Annotated in this window: 10 protein-coding genes and 4 pseudogenes; 6 read left to right on the top strand and 8 right to left on the bottom strand. The window is 51.0% G+C overall.

Going from position 1 to position 18,188, the window contains the following annotated elements:
- The first annotated feature begins 7 nt into the window (after nt 1-7).
- The gene (locus ASTEX_RS18500) at nt 8-766 is read left to right on the top strand and encodes a hypothetical protein (protein WP_013481160.1); all 759 of its coding nucleotides are present in this window, start codon (nt 8-10) and stop codon (nt 764-766) included.
- Between the two features lie 437 nt (nt 767-1,203).
- Here the strand turns inward: ASTEX_RS18500 and ASTEX_RS19615 are convergent, their stop codons facing one another.
- On the bottom strand, nt 1,204-5,649 hold the full coding sequence (locus ASTEX_RS19615) for an RHS repeat domain-containing protein (RefSeq protein WP_013481161.1): 4,446 nt from the start codon (nt 5,647-5,649) through the stop codon (nt 1,204-1,206).
- A gap of 222 nt (nt 5,650-5,871) precedes the next feature.
- Here ASTEX_RS19615 and ASTEX_RS20050 point away from each other — a divergent pair, with 222 nt between their 5' ends.
- Complete coding sequence (locus tag ASTEX_RS20050; RefSeq protein WP_144004834.1) at nt 5,872-6,378, top strand: Ig-like domain-containing protein; 507 nt, start codon at nt 5,872-5,874, stop codon at nt 6,376-6,378.
- A gap of 22 nt (nt 6,379-6,400) precedes the next feature.
- A complete protein-coding gene (locus ASTEX_RS20405) occupies nt 6,401-6,772 on the top strand; it encodes an Ig-like domain-containing protein (RefSeq protein ID WP_144004835.1) in 372 nt (123 codons plus the stop codon).
- Nucleotides 6,773-6,794: 22 nt separating this feature from the next.
- On the opposite strand, the pseudogene ASTEX_RS20055 reads toward ASTEX_RS20405, so the two are convergent.
- A pseudogene (locus ASTEX_RS20055) lies at nt 6,795-7,078 on the bottom strand (transposase); the annotation flags it as partial.
- Nucleotides 7,079-7,404: 326 nt separating this feature from the next.
- On the opposite strand from ASTEX_RS20055, the gene ASTEX_RS20060 reads away from it, so the two are divergent.
- Together ASTEX_RS20060 and ASTEX_RS20065 are read left to right on the top strand one after the other, a co-directional pair.
- Nucleotides 7,405-8,159 (top strand): IS5 family transposase gene (locus ASTEX_RS20060; RefSeq protein WP_425359028.1). Its coding sequence is split into 2 segments (ribosomal slippage): nt 7,405-7,746 and nt 7,749-8,159, totalling 753 coding nucleotides; the frame shifts between segments, so codons are not numbered across the junction.
- Between the two features lie 93 nt (nt 8,160-8,252).
- Nucleotides 8,253-9,016 (top strand): IS5 family transposase gene (locus tag ASTEX_RS20065; RefSeq protein WP_174266580.1). Its coding sequence is split into 2 segments (ribosomal slippage): nt 8,253-8,571 and nt 8,571-9,016, totalling 765 coding nucleotides; the frame shifts between segments, so codons are not numbered across the junction.
- 950 nt (nt 9,017-9,966) lie between these two features.
- On the opposite strand, the pseudogene ASTEX_RS20070 reads toward ASTEX_RS20065, so the two are convergent.
- The 5 genes and pseudogenes from ASTEX_RS20070 to ASTEX_RS18545 form a co-directional block, all read right to left on the bottom strand.
- Nucleotides 9,967-11,613 (bottom strand): annotated as a pseudogene (locus ASTEX_RS20070) (RHS repeat-associated core domain-containing protein); the annotation flags it as partial.
- Nucleotides 11,614-11,780: 167 nt separating this feature from the next.
- A complete protein-coding gene (locus ASTEX_RS20075) occupies nt 11,781-13,979 on the bottom strand; it encodes a hypothetical protein (protein ID WP_013481166.1) in 2,199 nt (732 codons plus the stop codon).
- A gap of 61 nt (nt 13,980-14,040) precedes the next feature.
- Nucleotides 14,041-14,514 carry an RHS repeat domain-containing protein gene (locus tag ASTEX_RS20080; RefSeq protein WP_013481167.1) on the bottom strand — a complete coding sequence of 158 codons (474 nt, stop codon included), beginning with the start codon at nt 14,512-14,514 and terminating at the stop codon, nt 14,041-14,043.
- 863 nt (nt 14,515-15,377) lie between these two features.
- Nucleotides 15,378-15,458: pseudogene (locus ASTEX_RS20730) on the bottom strand (ATP-binding protein); the annotation flags it as partial.
- 51 nt (nt 15,459-15,509) lie between these two features.
- Complete coding sequence (locus tag ASTEX_RS18545) at nt 15,510-16,277, bottom strand: IS3 family transposase (RefSeq protein ID WP_425359029.1); 768 nt, start codon at nt 16,275-16,277, stop codon at nt 15,510-15,512.
- Here ASTEX_RS18545 and ASTEX_RS18550 point away from each other — a divergent pair.
- The gene (locus ASTEX_RS18550) at nt 16,276-17,496 is read left to right on the top strand and encodes an IS256 family transposase (RefSeq protein WP_013481168.1); all 1,221 of its coding nucleotides are present in this window, start codon (nt 16,276-16,278) and stop codon (nt 17,494-17,496) included. The genes ASTEX_RS18545 and ASTEX_RS18550 overlap by 2 nt on opposite strands.
- A 48-nt stretch (nt 17,497-17,544) precedes the next feature.
- Here ASTEX_RS18550 and ASTEX_RS18555 read toward each other — a convergent pair.
- Nucleotides 17,545-17,981 (bottom strand): annotated as a pseudogene (locus tag ASTEX_RS18555) (transposase); the annotation flags it as partial.
- Nucleotides 17,982-18,188 lie beyond the last annotated feature (207 nt).

The raw sequence follows: 18,188 nt of genomic DNA on the forward strand, positions 1-18,188 counted from the left end.
CTGGGACATGTTAACTCAGGGCTTTTGTCCGCTCAACAAATTGGTGTATTCAATCACCATGTCTGAGGGCGGGTCATCACAGGTACACAATGGTCAGAAGGCGTTTGGCCTGCTACTTGCCGTTTGCCTGCACCTCGGCCTGATCTACGTGTTTGCCGTCTCATCTTCAAAGGGTCTGCCAATAGACGGCATGGACGGCAGCGAAGGCGATCTGATGCAGGGCTCGGAGATCGCCATGGATGTCTCCCTGATGGAGGCCACGGCTCCCATGCCATCGCCAGACACGCCCAACTCGACATCTGCGGTGGAGAAATTTATGGCGATGTCAGAGGCGACATCTGCCGAGACCGCCGTCGCGCTGACGGTTGCGCAACCCAGGGCAAGTTCATTAGCACAAGCCCTGGGAGAAGAGCTGTTCACCCCAAAAGGGGCGGAGACCGCGACTGGGCTCAAGACCGATGCGGCCACCTCAATAGTCAAGGTTGAGGGCCGCGACCGCAAAACGCCAAACGATCTCTGGAAAGCCATTGAGCCGTGCTGGCGGAGGATTGCTGACAAGGACACTCAGCCTGTGACGCTTGAGGTGACTTTCTCGCCGCTGGGCAATCTCGCGAAACCGCCAGTTATTAAACGCGATCCGACCGTGCCGCTGACCGACAAGGCTTTGCGATCAGAATCTCAAGCGATCACAGCGCTGTCACAGTGTGGCCCCTACCTGATGGCCTATGGACAGTCGGGTGTCGTGGTGGGTTTTCCGAAACCTTGAGCCGGGGCAGCTAAGAGAGCGGCGCGATACCACCACGGACTCAAAGCTGAGTTAAGCTGCATTCTTATCAGCGATAAGCTAAACTATATTACAATTTAGAAAATAAGGATTCCTATATTCATCAAACGACTGACGTAAATGCTTATCTAGGGCCTATCCGGAAAAATTATAAACTGATAAGGCCAAATTCTTTTCTTGCTTCTACCACATTTTATACAGCTTTCTGTAGTAATTGATCCTTTAAAAAGCCATCCGTATCCATCATCTGCGATATGCGTTGTACACCTAGGGCACCTCAAGAATGGATAATTTGAGGCCAAAATTACTCCGAACGTTAAAAGAAAAGGGAAAGCCAAGCCATTATTTGGAATAAAAGACATAGAAATCACCACTATAAAAAAACCTAAGACTGTGACGATATTTGAGCGAATTAACATTTAATTTGCCTTACAGTTTGACGGGAGCTTGCCCTTCTTAACAGCCAGATCAACCAAACTAGCGACCAATTTCGTCGTCGCAGACATACGTGTTGGGCCGTTTGAGAATGTACGAGTGAAATTTCTGGAGTAGGAGATCGTTCCCCAGGGCCCGCCACCGATTCCAACCGAGTAAAAGTTTGTGCCTTTCAGTGAAAAGTCCAGTGCTGAGGTCTGTGTTTGTCCGGCGCTCAAAGGGACACTTACGTACGGAGCTACTGGTACAGCGAAGTTGGCCTGATGAGAGAAACCTTGAACATTATCAACGGTGCCCATAAGAAACGTAACAGTCAAACTCCCCCCAAGGTTTTTTCCAATTTCTGCACCACCAGATACAAAGGTGCCAGTGCGGAATGATCCGTCTGCCCCGCGGCCTGCATAATAGCCGGCTCCTAAATCTGCACCAAAACCGGCTGTTGAATTTACTCCTGCTGTGTAAATGACGGTGCTGCAGGTGGCATATGCTACACCATTCAAAACCTCTTCAGGCTTAACATCTACATAATCGACCAAAGTGGAGACATACCTCCACAACTGTTCAGATCTCTGCTGCTGCTGTGAGTAGTAACGCTGACAATCAGAATCGCAATTACCTTTTAACCCATAAACTATTACTGTATCTATCTTCGGGCTTGCGCCCAATCCGCCACGAGTATCCCCGGTAAGACCCTTAGGATCCGTCATGTTGACCGGATCTCCGTGGACGTATGCGTACCAGTTCATCCCGTCACCGTAGCCGATGGGATCGGTCTGCATGAAGCGGCCAAGAACGGGATGATAGATACGCGCCTTGTAGTAGTACATGCCGATCTCTGGAAGGTAGGACTGCCCCGTGTACTGGAAGCGCCCGGCGTTGCCGGCCCGTGGCAAGCCATATTCATCGTAAGCGTTGGTGGCAACCTGCCCGCCGGAACCGTCGGTGATCAGGATGATCGACCCCTGCTCGTTGGCGTGTAGGAAGTATTTCGAGCCGTCTGCGTTATACTGAACAAGAGGCTCATCATCGCCCGGGCCGTGGACATAACGACGTTGAAGCGTACCGTTGCCATCGAATTCCGCGATCAGGTCAACGCCATCGTACAGGAACCGCGTGGTCGTGGAGTTCTTATTGACGCTGTAAAGACGGCCGGATGCATCATATCCAAGCGTGGTCATAATGCCCGACTGCGTCGCCGTCACCATCAGGTTGTTGGCGTTGTACGTAAACGTGCCGCCCGTATCCCCGGTGATGTTACCGCGCAGGTCGTGGCTCAGTGGCGTAGACCCGATCTGGCTCACCTGATTCAACCCATTGATGGTGTAACCAATCGACTGGTTGGTCGGGGTAAAGCCGTAGGCACTATTGTTTCCCGACTTTGACGCAATCTGATCGGCTGGATTATAGCCATAGGTGATCTGGTTGTAGTGAGAAGCACCGCTTGTGCCCTGCGTCAGATATTGTAAGCGTAGGCTGGCATCGTAGGCATAGCCCGTGTTCTGGCCGTTTTGGCGGACCAAAGCGGTTCGTTGACTGTAGTTGTTGAACGAGAAACCGGCGAGTTGTGTCGAGCCGTTCTCCTTAATGGACACCACCTCATCGCCATTGTTGTAGTCATAGGTGATAAATGGATTGCCCGCAGTCGGATAAGTTAAGCGGATGCGGCGCCCATAATCATCATACTGGTAGCTCACGGTTCCCATAGGCTGGGCCTCGCTCAGAAGCCACCCGTGAGCATTATAGGTGTAGCTACCTGTAGAGGGGTTGCCGTTGATCGTGTGCCCGTTAGTCGAGTTGGTACGGTAGGTGACCTGACTGAAATTATTGTAGGTAAAGGTCTCTGTAACTACCCCAGACTTGGAAGAGACGCGACCCAACGTGTCATACCCGAATGAGATCGTGCTCGTATTGTCGCGCAGGGTGACCTGGCTAACCAGACGAGTCGCCTGAGACGCGCCTGTGACAGTGGTTGCTCTATAGGTTGTCGTCTCGCAGTCCGAGGTGTTCGTAGACGCGCCGTTTGGAGCAGACGGATAGCAGGTCTTGAACAGGCGATTGAACCCATCGTACTCGTAGCCCGTCCGATTGCCCTTAGCATCGGTTATGGCCGTGAGGTTGCCTGTGGACGTCGTGGTGTCAAAATCAAATGTCTTGACGTATTCATTGCGCGAAAAGGCGGTACCAACCCCTGTGGTAACACTCGTCAGAATGCCCATCACCGGGTGGTAGTTGTGCTGGGTAATCCTATCCTTTGTCCCATCCGGATTCGCTGCCCCTTGCGCACATGCCGACGCAGGGAGGTTGCCGTAAACATTTGAATTAAGGCGGACGGCCTCGCAGGTCACGCGTCCCATATTATCATAGGATCGTTGGGTCAGGTCCTTAGGGGTACCAGCCTCTGCGCCAATGTAATGTCTTGCAATTATAGCCAGCCCGGTTGATGTATCGAACTGATTGGTGTCCGTTTGCTGGACAGTGAACGCGTTGAGATCAGATACCGCCTGATTCCAGCGGTCCAGCGCCGTCGAGCCAGAGTAGGTAGAGCCCGGCACTGTCCCGACCTCGACCTTGCGCGCGCGCCCATCTGAATCGTACTCGGTTTTCGATGCAACACGCTGACGTGCCGCATCGTTCAGGTCCGGGTCAACGCCTATTCCCGCCGTCTGGCGACCAAGTGTGTCGTAAACAGAATAAACTTCGTCAACCGCGCCAGGCTTTGGTCCATCCGCCACGATAGCCTGGCCATTATCATTATATGTGACAGTTGCGGTGATCGGCAGAGAGTTGTCCCCGAGCTTCGTCGTTGTCTGTGTGGGTAGAAGATTGTTAGTGCCGTAGGTAAACAGAGTCCTCTTCTCGTTAGCCCCACCTACACAAGACGCCAAGTCGCCAACCATACAGGTCGAGGTTTCGGTCAGCTTCCAGATTGGAGTTTGGGCGGTCATGCCCCCGGAAGAGTTTTTGATGAAAGGCGTGAGCTGCGCGTAGGTGTTCCGAACCTGGGGCCGCGCGCCATTTACGCTGGGGAGTGTAATCTTCTGCACCTGACCAGAGGGCGTATGATACTCGTACTCTGTACGAACGCCATTGGCGTCAATTACAGCCGTTGGCTTCATACAGTATTTGCGAGATGCGTCGTCGGTGCAGGCATTGCCATACTCTGAGGTCGTCACCAAAGCGGTGGCCATGTTGACGATCCCGTTCGAAGCGCCGCCTTTTGGTACAACGATGACTTTTGTTGGTCGCCCAACGGAGTCATACTGGTAGTCTGTGAATCCGCCGCTACCATCGCTATCAGGCGGGGACAGGCGCAATAACTGTCCAAACGCGAGGCCGCTACCGGTGTTATAAAAATAGTTCGTGGTTCGCCCGGCCTGATCCGTCGTCGAGGTCACCTTGCTCGATGGATTGATCCTCGTGATGCGAGATTTGCCATCAGGCCCCGTCACTGTGGTGTCGACATAGCCTCCGACACGAATGTAACTGTACGTCCATGTTCCCCCGCCGACGGTCACTTGGTAGACTAAGCCTGCATTGGCATGGCTGGCGGGATAGTGGGTAATTGTCTTTGTCACTCCAGATGGAGAAGAGATCGTCGTGGTATCGCCGCTGATGGTGTAAGAAACCAAAGGACTTCCATTGCGAGCGATAGACGTTGTCGAACCACTAGTCGTAGCCGTTACGGTCGGAAATGTAGAGGCCACAGCACAAGAGCTTGCTGCCACATCGCAGTAGGTAGACGCTGAATTTACGGCAGTAACCTTGATGACCTTGAACGCGGCATCCACCTCGTACTTCAACATCCAACCTGACGAACTGCTCGCGGTTTTGACGGCTCTGGCACCTGTACTGTCGGAATAATAGGTGTACGAGACAGTTTCGCCGTCCGGCCTCGTCACCTGAGATAGAACGGCCTTGGCTCCATTCGTGCGGGTATACTGGACAAGCGTTCCTTCTGACAGGACAAGGGTGCACGTCCCTGGATCTGATGGTGCAAGCATGGTGCAGGTGAGCTTTTCCAATCCACTGTCTGACGATGTGTACGGGCTGGGGGTCAACTGACCGTTCGTGGATTGGACGAAAAAGCGATAAACTGCGCCATTGTAGTTTGCTAGGTACGTGAACCCGATAAGGCCTGAAGGCGGTGCTGAAATATCGAGAAAGCCCGCATGATTGTCCGCGACACCTGCAGCCGACTGGAAGTACTGTGTAGCCCGCGCGATTCCACTGCCACTCGAACCAATGCCAACATCGAGATCGGGGAGTTTCTCTTTGCCAGTCGCCAAGTTTACGCCGTTCTCATCAACTAGGGACAGAACTGGCGGCTGAACAAGGTTTTGACCATGAGCCCCGCCACAGCCCACTGTGAATGCGCCGATAATAGCCGCATTGACCATTATGGCGCGCGCACGCCTGAGTAGGCTAAACATGCCATCCCCTCCCCTGTTTCCCTGCCGTTTGGGTTGAGAAATACCGCGAACGGCGATTTTGACAAGGGGGGTAAAAAACAGATTTTCACACGAAAATTGTCAGAAAAACCCAACCCAATGTTTTTTTAAAACAATTTGAAAAAATAATTTTTCGCTTGCCTGGAGTTGTGGTTGCGTCAATCATATGTCGAGAAACACGTTTTGCGGGCGGGGATAAACATCATGAAGTCAGATAGTTCGCGGCTCCTGGCGTGTGCAGTGTCGGCTGCAGCTTTGTTTTTGACACTCGTGCCAATTGTTGCCAATGCCCAGAACGTCTCCTACACCTACGACGATTTTGGTCGTGTGAAGGAAGCCGTTTATGCGGACGGAACGAAGACAACTTACAGCTATGATGCCGCCAATAATCGAACAGCAGTGACGACGGCACCTCAAGGGAGTAATCCCCCACCAAGTAGCAATCAGCCTCCGGTCTGTACAAATTGGTCGATTGTGCATTCAATCCCGGCACCTCCGCGCGGGACCAACACAGTCTCTGTGAGCCCGCCCGCAATAGCATATACGAGCCGCTGTTCTGATCCAGACGGCGGTACGATTACCCTCCTGTCCCCTTCTATGCCGTTCACAGTGACCACCAACCGGGGTGAAACCAAAACTTTCACTTACACCGTTTCCGACGGCCAGGGCGGAACAGCCAGCGCGCTTTTTACAGTTACCTTCAACCCCTAGTCGCGAGGCCAGAGTATTAACCATGAGCAAAAAGTCAAAACTCTTGCTAGGCAGCTTGATTATTGCTGTTGCTGGACTAACACCCGTTATCGCCTCCTCGGAAGCACAAAACACGGCTCCGGTATGCCAGCCTAAAACCATCACCATAAACTCCGCGGAGACGAACTACGTCACGAGCATTTCGGTCTCGCCGACAGAGTTGCAAGCCTGCGCAGACAGCGATGGCGACTCCGTTACTGTGATTACGGTAAAGAGCCCCGGCGCGCTTGCACCGGACGGACGCATAACAATTCCTTATCCCGGACAGGACGGTCAGGCCGTTACGGTTTCCTATGTTGTCTCCGACGGCAAAGGCGGCCAAAGCTCCTCAACAATTACGTTGAAGAACCCATAGGAATGGGTAGGCACCGACAGACCAGGCGAAGGAAGCACATGAAAGACAGCCGGTCATTGATGAGAAACTCAGTCCGATCGTCGCCCAGATTGTTCTGTGTCTGAATGACCAAGATCTTGAACATCATGACGGGTCAAAGGGTGGACGGCCACCCTTGGCACCGTCACCATAACCCACAGCAGCCTGTAGTGCCGGACGAAAAGCCTCGAAATCAACAAACCTGCCGTAGGCCTCGAGTTGGTCGCCGAGATCACTCAGCCGCTTCAGGCGATCTTCAACATCAAAAAATCCAGCCTGCCCCTTCATCGAAATCCCCGATGCAAACCCAGATCAGTGAATCACGATCCCTCCCTCTTGACGAGGGGTTTTTAGAGCCGTCCAACTGAATTGTTTGATCTGAAATTTACCTATATATTTTTCAATGATTTGCGACCCCCATATGATACAACTCCATTTTCGTTGAACAGTACGGGAAGGCTGGCGTTAGAGTAATGTTTCCACCTCTGAAATAATCTTGCGCGTAACTGAAAAATCAGCATCAAACTATTTTTCGAAACTAGGGTCCGGACCCAATAAGCGGGTTTTCATGGGTGGGATGTTGTGATTCACTGCCTCGTCCGAGAGGTTGTGAGATGGCTGATTTCTTTTGGTTTTCCGATGCGCAATGGGAGCGGATCGAGCCCCTGTTGCCGACTGATGTACGGGGCAAGCCGCGTGTTGATGATCGCCGGGTTCTGAGCGGCATCGTCCATGCACTGCGTTGTGGTGGTCGCTGGGCGGATTGCGCCGATATCTATGGGCCGAAGAAGACGCTCTACAATCGCTTCGTCCGCTGGTCCGAACGTGGCATATGGGAGGGCATTTTCAGCGCGCTTGCGGGTGCCGAGGATGCGCCGGATCGGCTGTTCATCGACAGCAGCTGCATCAAGGTCCACCGCTGCGCGGGAGGGGGAAAAGGGGGGCCTTGGCTCATGGTATCGGCCGCACGAAGGGCGGACGCAACACCAAACTCCACGCCCTCTGCGACGCGAAGGGGCGTCCTCACGTCCTGCTCCTGACACCCGGCAACGTCCACGATTGCAAGGTGGCCAAGCTGTGCATCGAGGCCCTGCCGCCCTCCGCCGAACTTGTCGCCGACAAAGGCTATGACAGCCAGGCCCTGCGTGAATGGCTCAACGCGCGCGGTACCGAGCCCATCATTCCGCCGCGCAAGAACCGCAAAATCCAATACGAATACGACAAGGCTATCTACAAACAGCGCAACGTCATTGAGCGCATGTTCTGCCGTCTAAAGGACTGGCGTCGCCTCGCCACACGCTTTGACCGAAACATCAAAAACTTCTTGAGCGCCGTCGCACTCGCCGCCGCTGTTATCTGGTGGCTGTAGTGAGTCCGGACCCTAGGCCGAAAACTCATAAAACGGGTTTTCAAGGTGGCGTATGCGTGATTCAAGGCTTTCATTGATTTGGAGGCCTTTTTCATGACCCGTCGCCGCTACGAGCTGACAGAGAAGGAATGGGAGATTATTGCACCGCTACTGCCGAACAAGCCTCGCGGTGTCCCTCGTGTTGATGATCGCCGCGTCATCAACGGCATCTTATGGCGGTTTCGGACAGGTTCGCCATGGGCGGATGTTCCGGAGCGGTACGGACCTTCGACCACCTGCTATAATCGCTTCGTCCGGTGGCGCAAAGCTGGCGTTTGGGACCGGATTTTTGCCGATATATCAAAGGCCTTTGACGGCGATATCATCATGATCGACTCCTCCTGCGTCCGCGTGCACCAACATGGTGCCACGGCAAAAAAGGGGGCCTTGACGATGGCTGCATGGGACGTTCCCGTGGCGGGTTGACGACCAAGATCCATGCGGTCGTCGATGCCGAATGCCGCCCAATCGCGCTGGAACTGACTGCCGGGCAGGCTCACGATAGCCAAATGGCTTTGCCTATGTTGAGCGCTATGAGGGAAGGTACGATCGTGCTGGGCGACAAAGCTTACGACACCAATGCATTGCGTATTGCCGTCAGCGAAAAGAAGGCGTGGGCCAATATCCCTGCCAAGAGCAATCGGAAGGCCAGTTTTGCCTTCAGCGGATGGGTTTACAGGCAAAGAAACCTGGTCGAACGCTTCTTCAGCAAGCTCAAGCAGTTCAGGGGAATTGCCACACGATACGACAAAAATCCCCTTAACTTCCTTGCCGCTGTCAAGATTGTAGCCTCTCGCATCTGGATCAAAGCGTTATGAGTCTACGGCCTAATCAAGTTAGAATCTTTTTGTGGGCCTGATTAATGCCAAAAGTCCGCGCCCTACCAAATAAACAATCCCACTTATCGTGAAAAACGGCAATATATACAGCCATAGCATAAAGCCGGCCCATTCATTCGAGAAGTCTGAATAGGAGCCGTAAGAAAGGGAGATGTAAACGAAAATATACAAGAATTCGATCAGAGTCAAGCAAATAAAAGACGAAATCACAAATGTAAAGTAATAAATAATTTTGCGACCAAAACACAAAAATCCATAAGCTGACGACAGGAATGAAGTAGTATAGAAAATCTGTAATGGATCTAAATTATTGAAAAAACCTCCATCACGCCCAATAATAACATGATCGGATATTATTTGGTGAAATATTGACAAGATAAAAGCCGCAATCAATATTGCGAAAATGAATATAAAATGATTTTTTTTTATTGACATTTCTAAATTTATTCCTTTTTTTCGTTGCTTGGCTCGGGCATTTCCAGTTCTACCCATCCATCCTGCCGAGCCTCTTCTGACTCAAGGTATTTTTGATCATCCTTTGGATTCATATTGTTCTTATGCTTTATATTCGCGGCATCCTGCGCTTTTTGAATCGCGTGGCCGCAGTTCGCCAAAGCAGCGTGATAATATGACCGAATCGATTTGGTGGCTGCAGCAATCAATCGCTTATCTTGACCCTTAGTTGTTGTCTTTTCGTAAGCTGCGTCATAGCCTCGATTTGCAGCGAATTGAAGAGCCTGTTCTTTCGTCTTGAACGTCTCTTCGACAGGTTCGAGAGCTCGCCCCCCAATGAGTTCATTGCCATCACTACGCCCCTCCTTCGATTGGAAGATCCATCCATCCTTTGCGTTGCCGACGATGTGTGCTTCATGAGCGATGTTGTTTCCCATGTCCGCAAAAACAACGATTTGATTTTCACCTTTCGGGTCGACCTTGTTGATCGGATCACCGGCGACGTAAGCGTACAGATTTAAGTCATCCTTCGTCCCAATAGGATCGGTTTGTAAAAACCGACCTTGTAATGGGTCGTAGACACGCGCTTTGTAATAATACAGCTGCGCCTCAGGCAAGACAGTCTGCCCTGTATAACGGAAGCGAGTTCCGGCAAAGGTAAGCTGATCAGAAGCGTTGCGCGGCTCTCCATAAGGCCCGTACTTATACGTTTCCGTCAAAGCGCCGAAGCCATCCGAAAGACCCACAATTGACCCTTGGTAATTAGTATGGAAATAACTTACAGACGCTGGCGATACACTAGCCCCGACGAGTTCAGCCCACGGGTCATCCTCGTTGACACCATGCAAATACCTTCGAGCGACATCACCCGATGCGTTAAATTCCGCAATCAGGTCCGAGCCATCGTGCAGAAACTGAGTGGTCAGACCATTTGCCGTATAACTCGCAATTCGCCCTTCTGGGTCGTAGGTTATGGTCAAAGACATCCCATTCGAATTTAGCGAGATCAACCTGTTAAACAGATCATAGGTCATTATTCTCGACCCGTCATTGCTCAAATTGCCTCTTCGGTCATACCCCCCGATGACCGAAGCGACGGTGGCATCCCGATTCAAACCATCGAATGCTCTATAGTCGGCGGCCCCGGTTGGCACCCTGTAATCAAATGCATCAGTATTCGTGCCGGATACATTGGTGATTTGGGAAGCCGGGTTATACCCTAAGGTCCAAAGAGTGTTTCTGGTGGAGTCAGGAAAATGGAATCGAACCTCCGACCTGCGACCCATTCCGTCGTAACCAAAAATAGAAGTGGTGCCATTGCTGCGACTTTGTGCTTCAACTTTACCCTTATTGTTATATTTTATGTAAAGCGCCACCCCGCTGCCGCTCACATCAGTATATGTGAGCCGGTTCGTACTGTCGTATGCGTAGTACTGATTTTTACCGTCTGGAAAAACCATGCCTGTGCGAGCAGAAGCTTGGTTATAACCATAGACCAGAGTGCGACCAAACATATCTGTAGACGACTGAAGGCGCCCCAATCCATCGTAAGAGTATGAAACTCCAGGTCCATCCCAATGGTCGAAACGCTTCTTTACAACGTGCCCGACCAGATCGTAGCTTGTATAAATGGGGCGCGACAAGTTGCCATTTTCGTGAATCTGCACAACCTGCCTGTTTAACGCGTCATATGTCGTACGGACAATATTCCCGTCTCTGCGCACCCATCGCGTTCTATTACCATTGGCATCGTACTCGTACCATTCAGTGTCTTGTACATTGATATCTCCAGCAGTTGCAATTGCACTCTGGGGAGTTGATGAGTCGAAATTCGATGGCCTGCCCGCGTCAGGGTAATTCAACGAGGAAAGCCGGTCGTAGCCGTCATATGAAAGACGGGTTCGATTTCCATTCGAATCGATCAAATGAATTATTTTACCATTGGGCGAATAAGTATAGGTTCGAGCCGCGCGGCGATCTGACGTGCCAAACCCCTCTACTTCCTGTATAACCTGCCCGACGGCGTCATAATATAATCGCGTAATTCGGTCCGCACCTTCGATACCCTGTACGCCCATGTCGCATGCGCTTTCGGGAGTTGCACCTAGCTGTTGGGAGTTCATACGAACGGTCGAACACTCCAAGCGACCAGCAGCGTCGTATGACAGTTGGGTTACCGCAATGACAGAGTCTGCGAAAGCAGATGTCGTGGATAGAAGGCCTGCAGATGCGGCCACTACTGCCGTGCACGAAATTATAAGTTTGTAAGACACAACTATCCCCCTCAGCCTCAAGGTACCAACGTTTCGGTTTTAGTCAGCTGTCCCGCGCCGTTGTACGTCATCCGCTTGGCAGAGGTCCATGTAAAGTCCGACCCATCGACATTGTTTCCGTTCCCGAATTCCGTGCGTATTTCCTCGTTGTTCAGGTTATAAAAGTGCCTTGTTATCTGCCGTTTCAAACACCCATCACCATTCACATGACAGGCCCCATCTGGGTCGGGTCCGATTTCAAAAACAATACGGCGCCTTTGATCGTATGTTGTGTAAGCGGTATCATCAACATCAGTACGAGGCCCGTCAATCGAGGTAACATTTCCCATTTGGTCGTAACCAAAGCTTTTAGTTGTTACCAACGATCCATCACCAGATTTAACCGTTTCGGAGGTAACGTATAGGTTGTCGTTATTATAGGAGTACTCTTTTATTTGCTCGCGCGGGCCGCCGATGCAACTTGAAATATTATCTGGCGCAGATTCTAAACACGAAGACTCTCTTTTCAATTTATAAATAGGACCACTATTGGCGACGACATTGCCTGCAGAGTCCTTAAAATTTACAAACATTGGTTCGAAGTAGTATCTAATTTGAGATACAGGTACGTTATTTAAATCATACCGCGTCGCAGATTTTAGCCCGCCGTGATCTTCGTAATATTCTAAGTATATATAACTTCCGTTAGGATCTCTGATGGATTGCGGCTTATTGCATGTGACTCTGTTTGTGCAGTTAGAGATGTAGGTGTGCTCCTCTATCAGAGGCGGCAATCCGTGGCTAGGTTTCGACATATTTAGGAACCTAGTCATATTCCCTCTCATATCGTATGCAACTCTAAAAATATCCCCTTCTTTGTTCTTAAAATCCTTTTGCACAGATTTGAAAATATACTGATCATATTCATAGCTCGTGCTAAATCCATCGGCGTAATCTATTTTTGATATATTCTTTGCCCACGTACTTCCAGATATGTGATAAATAGTTTGATTGTTGAGTGCATCTTGAATTATAGCCGTATCTGGCGGAGCTTGCAAGTTAGACTGATTTGAGTTGAAAAATGTGTATCTCAACTCTTTTCCGGATGCATCAATCTGTCTCGTTAACTGTAAGTAATTATCAGACAGTCTATTTCCGATAAATTCTTTGTAATAATTAATTATACTGACGGTACCATTGCCATCCAAAATCCTGTTAATGATTGCCGGGTGTCCAAAATTGTATGAGTCATACTCATATCTTTCAATTTGACCTATCCCGTCGCTGACGCCATACAGAGATGCTACATTTGTGCCGTAATCAAATGTGACGTTCAAGAAGTCATAAAAAATTGATCGATACGCACTGCTGCCTGGATCGCAAAGATCGATCGCCTGTACAGGACCTTCTTGTCCCACGGCACAGACATTATTCGTTGTGAATGTTCGAATTTCATTCACGTAGTTAAGTATATCATTTGTTCTATAAAAACGCACTACATGACCATAATTATTAGAAACCTGCATCAACCTATATTCGTCGTTCATGTAATCATATTTAAAGTATACTTTTTCACCGGTTGGAAATTCCCACGACGACGCTTTAAAGCACCAACTTACTTCACCCGCAGGGCAGGTACTAGAGTCCCTTGCGGTGAAGAATGTAATCCTGCTCCCGTCCGGGCCAGTCGCAACCAGAGTATGAAATTTGTATTCATAGCCCATTCCAGGAGTGTATGTACCTTGACCTGTCGTCCGCAACGTCCACCCCCCACCGGGTTCAGTCATCGTATAATCGTTAGAACCGATTAGACTACAAGAATACACTCCAGCTGTTGGGCAGTCTAGTTCATGAGCCTGACCCATGATATTTAAAGCAGCTTTCAGCCTACCAATGGTATATGTTATATCAAAAGAATTCGAAAACCTGCTACCAAAAACTGTATACTGCAAATTTTTACTGCTGTAAGTTCTTCTTATGCTTAACATCTGCGGGAACTCGCCGCCCCCCGCGTATCCATCCAATCGGCTAAATGTGAATGCTCCAGTAGTCAAATCTGCACCCAGATCACTGGAACTTTTCGGCGCACTCATATTGGTAGTAGGATCGCTGATATTCGATATTTGTGGTTGGGTTTGAGCAAAGACATTTGACACTAAAATAAATGTCAGAATCAGAGGCGCCGTAAAAATTGCCACTTTACTTACGCTTTGCGTATTGTATACGAAGTTGCTCATGTTTGACCGCTTATTATGATTTTCAAATATTATATGATTCTGCTTTTGGGAATTTGTGTATTCAAGCACTATCGGAATATACTTCAAAATACCCCGAACACGTACCACCGCGCCCATCTGTTGCGGTATAGTCAACGCGGTAGTAAAAGTCAGTGGGCATACCTTCAAAAACTATGTTTCCCGCCGCCGTCATTACGCCCATCGAAGAGGATGAAAACCGCACCTGATCACCATCCGGATCTGACAGTCCTAGATAGTAGGGATAAATCGTCGTAGAATATTCATGGCGATATAGAGCTATCTCGCTTCCCGACGTGCATATCGGATTGGAGTTAGGGGTTCCAGCAGCCGAGACACCAAGGATCTGCGTGCGATTACCGGCTTTGTCATATTGGAATGTTGTAGAGCTTCCATCGGGATAGGTTACGCCAGTTACCCGTCCCAGCGTGTTGTAGGTATACTGCGTGTTGCCGGCATTTGCGGGCGGGACGATAAATGTGCCGATCGCAAGCGCGCATAGATAGTAATTTCGCATGCCCCCCCCTAATTACTTTGCATCGTTACGATTTACGATTACCGATGATTGCACCTCACGCCCATCAGAGTCTCTAATCACAAAATGATATGTGTTTGGAACGGACTGTGCCCCCAAGTCGATTGTCAAACCTTCGGAAGGGCTTACGAGCTTAAGCGTCTTTCCAGTATATGAATGGCACCTAGATACCAATAGTTCGGGTGGGTAGTGCAATCTAACTTTTGGTCGATCGTTCTCTGTTGGCAATTTTATGTTAAGAGGTTCACAAACAATGGTATTTTCAACTGATGGAAACACTGTCGCTGCAGCGGCGTAGAGCATTGCAATAAACATCGGTGAACCTTATAATTTAAGACAAAGAAATAAGTGCTCAGTCGCTGCGCGCATTAGCCGGACATGGAACGAACTATAGCAAACATAGGTGCTGGACCTACGCACCCTCCTCCGAGCAACATCAAAAGGGCTATCATTTCAATATTTCAATTTTAAGACGAATATATTCCTTTTTTTTGCGCGCGCCGACATGCGATAGGAAATTGGTCCAGCCAAAGCGCCTGATTGGCCTTCCAGCGAATATGTGGATTTCTGGCAAGATACGCGGCTCGATCCTCTGACGATAGCTTCGCCAGATGACCCAATGACAACGTCGGTGTGATTTTGGCCAACTCAGAGAACGTTTAGCTTTCAACCGGCGCGGAAAAGGGACCCACCTTTTTGGTTTGAGAGCGGCGTAGCACGTAGCTGATAAGCGGAGCGAAGCGCGCAGCCGCCTTTATCAACGGACCGTTGATCTGCGCCCGGAGGGGGGTGTGGGGGGGAGGTTGAACAGATTGTGGATGGTTTTAGGTGCGGTGTAGTAAGCGCTAGCTTTCGTTGCCGGTCTCGATGATGTCGCAGTGGTGGGTCAACCGGTCGAACAGCGCCGTGGTCATCTGAGGTGGTCCCGGTTTCACGGACAGGAATGCGGCTTAGCTAAGCTTGTGTCTGTGGTGTGATTATGCCGCTTGCCTCGTTATTCCCGATCCCAGGTAGGCCTCGTCTGGTGTCTGTCCGCCGAGGGTCGAGTGGGGTCGGTGTCGATTGTAGTATTCGATCCATCTGCCGATGCCAAGCCGGGCCTCCGATCCGGCCTCGAAGGCATGGAGATAGACGCACTCATACTTCAACGAGCGCCAAAGCCGCTCGATAAAAACATTGTCGAGCCAGCGTCCGCGTCCGTCCATGGACAGGCGGACGCTGGCGTCACGCAAGAGCTCTGTGAACCTCGGACTGGTGAACTGGCTGCCCTGATCGGTATTGAAGATGTCCGGCCAGCCGTGTTTCGCCATCGCCTCTTCCAGTGCCTCGATACAGAATTCGACATCCATTGTATTGCTGAGCCGCCAGGCCAGGACCTTGCGGCTGAACCAGTCCATGATGGCGACGAGGTACAGGAAGCCGCGGCGCATGGGGACGTACGTAATGTCAGCGCACCAGACCTGATTGGGCCGGTCTATGACCAAGCCGCGCAGCAGATAAGGATAGGTACGATGCTCTGGATGTCGCACCGTCGTCTTGGGCTTCTGGTATATCGCCTGCAAACCCATCCTGGCCATCAGGCGCCGGATACGTTTGCGCCCGACTTCATAGCCTTGGCGCTTGAGGTGACGCGCCATCTGGCGACTGCCGTAGAACGGGGTCTCCATGAACTGCTCGTCAATGGGGACTGTCAGGAATTTCGTGTGTGGGCGTGCATAATGGGAGCAAAGGAGATCGATTCCCATGGCACGCAGGAAAGAGCCAGTAATCCCTGATAGTATCCTCGATCAGCTTTTGAACGGGGCAGACGCGAAGACGGCGTTCGAAACTAATGGTCTTTTCGATCAATTGAAGAAGGCGTTGGCGGATCGGATTTTGAACGCAGAGATGGACCACCATCTTTCTGGTGAAGACCAGGTGGGCAACATTCGCAATGGCTATGGCAAGAAGACAGTTTTGACGAACGATGGCCCTCTTGAGCTGAGCATTCCTCGGGATCGGCAAGGCAGTTTCGATCCGCAATTGCTGGGTAAGTATCAGCGGCGTTTCCCCGGTTTCGACGAGAAGATCATATCGATGTACGCCCGCGGCATGAGTGCCCGCGAGATTGTCGGGCACTTGCGGGAACTCTACGGCATCGACGTTTCGCCTGATATGATCAGCGCAGTGACGGATGCGGTACTGGATGAGGTAGCAACGTGGCAGGGCCGGCCTTTAGATCCAGTCTATGCGCTCGTTTTCTTTGACGCTTTGCGAGTGAAAATTCGTGATGAAGGCTTGGTTCGAAACAAGGCCGTACATGTTGCTCTGGGCGTGCGCTCTGATGGCGCGAAGGAGATCCTGGGGCTATGGATTGAGACCAATGAGGGCGCTAAGTTTTGGCTGAAGGTCATGAACGAGCTCAGGAATCGCGGTGTCGAAGATATCCTGATCGCGGTTGTTGACGGTTTGAAGGGCTTTCTGGATGCCATCAACGCCGTTTTTCCCGAGACGACCGTTCAAACTTGCATCGTCCATCTGCTGCGAAACTCGCTGGACTTCGTTTCCTACAAGGATCGGCGGGAGTTGGCGGCGAATTTAAAGACGATCTATTCCGCCCTGGATGATAAGGCGGCTGAGGCGGCTCTAGGCGAGTTTGAAGCTTCCGAATGGGGGCGAAAATATCCGGCCATAGGACAAATCTGGCGTCGGGCCTGGCAAGAAGTCATTCCGTTTTTTGCCTTCCCGAAAGATGTCCGCCGGATCATCTACACCACGAATGCCATCGAGGCCTTGAACTCAAAGCTCCGGCGGGCGGTACGCGCCAGGGGCCATTTCCCTACCGACGAAGCGGCCATGAAACTGCTATTTTTGGTCTTGAACCGATCCGAAAAGGAATGGAAAATGCCACCTCGTGAATGGTCCATGGCCAAGTCACAATTTGCCGTCATGTTTGGCGATCGTTTCAAAGCGGCAATGGTGTAAGCGTTGAGTTTAACCGCACGCCCACACACGAAATTCCTGACAGTCCCCGTCAATGAGCCGCATCAATGTGAGGTTCAAAACGCTCTCGCCCTGCCGGCCGCCGTAGAAACACGACCGGCTGATCGAGACCAACTGGCATTGGCGTTTCACTAACAGGGTCGGATGTTTCGGATCGATCATCTCTCGCCTCCGCCCGGCACTTAGCGACCGGAGGCTTTGCGCAAAAAATCTCGCTCCACCAATAACTGGCCGATCTTCGCGTGAAGCTTTTCGACCTCGGATTCCCGATCTGCCTGAGCCTGCTCGGCCTTGCTAGAAAACGCCGACGCCATGTTCTCTATCGCCTGCCGTTTCCAGCTATTGATCAGCGTCTGGTGAACGCCGTGTTTGGCTGCCAGTTGCGCCAAGGTCATCTCGCCCTTGATCGCTTCCAGCGCCACCTTCGCTTTAAAATCACCCGAATACTTCGTGCGTTTGCCTGTCATTTGTCTCGTCCTTCTCAGAGAACGACACAAGCTTAGCACCTTGTCCGATTTTCGGGGACCACCTCAATCTTCGGATCGCCGAAGCTGGACTAACGCCCGCTATCGCCTCCGCTGAAGCACAAAACACGGCACCCATATGCCAGCCTAAAACCGTCACCATAAACGCTGCGGAGACGAACTCTGTCATGAGCATTTCGGTCTCGCCGA

This window comes from Asticcacaulis excentricus CB 48, from assembly GCF_000175215.2.
Lineage (GTDB): Bacteria > Pseudomonadota > Alphaproteobacteria > Caulobacterales > Caulobacteraceae > Asticcacaulis > Asticcacaulis excentricus.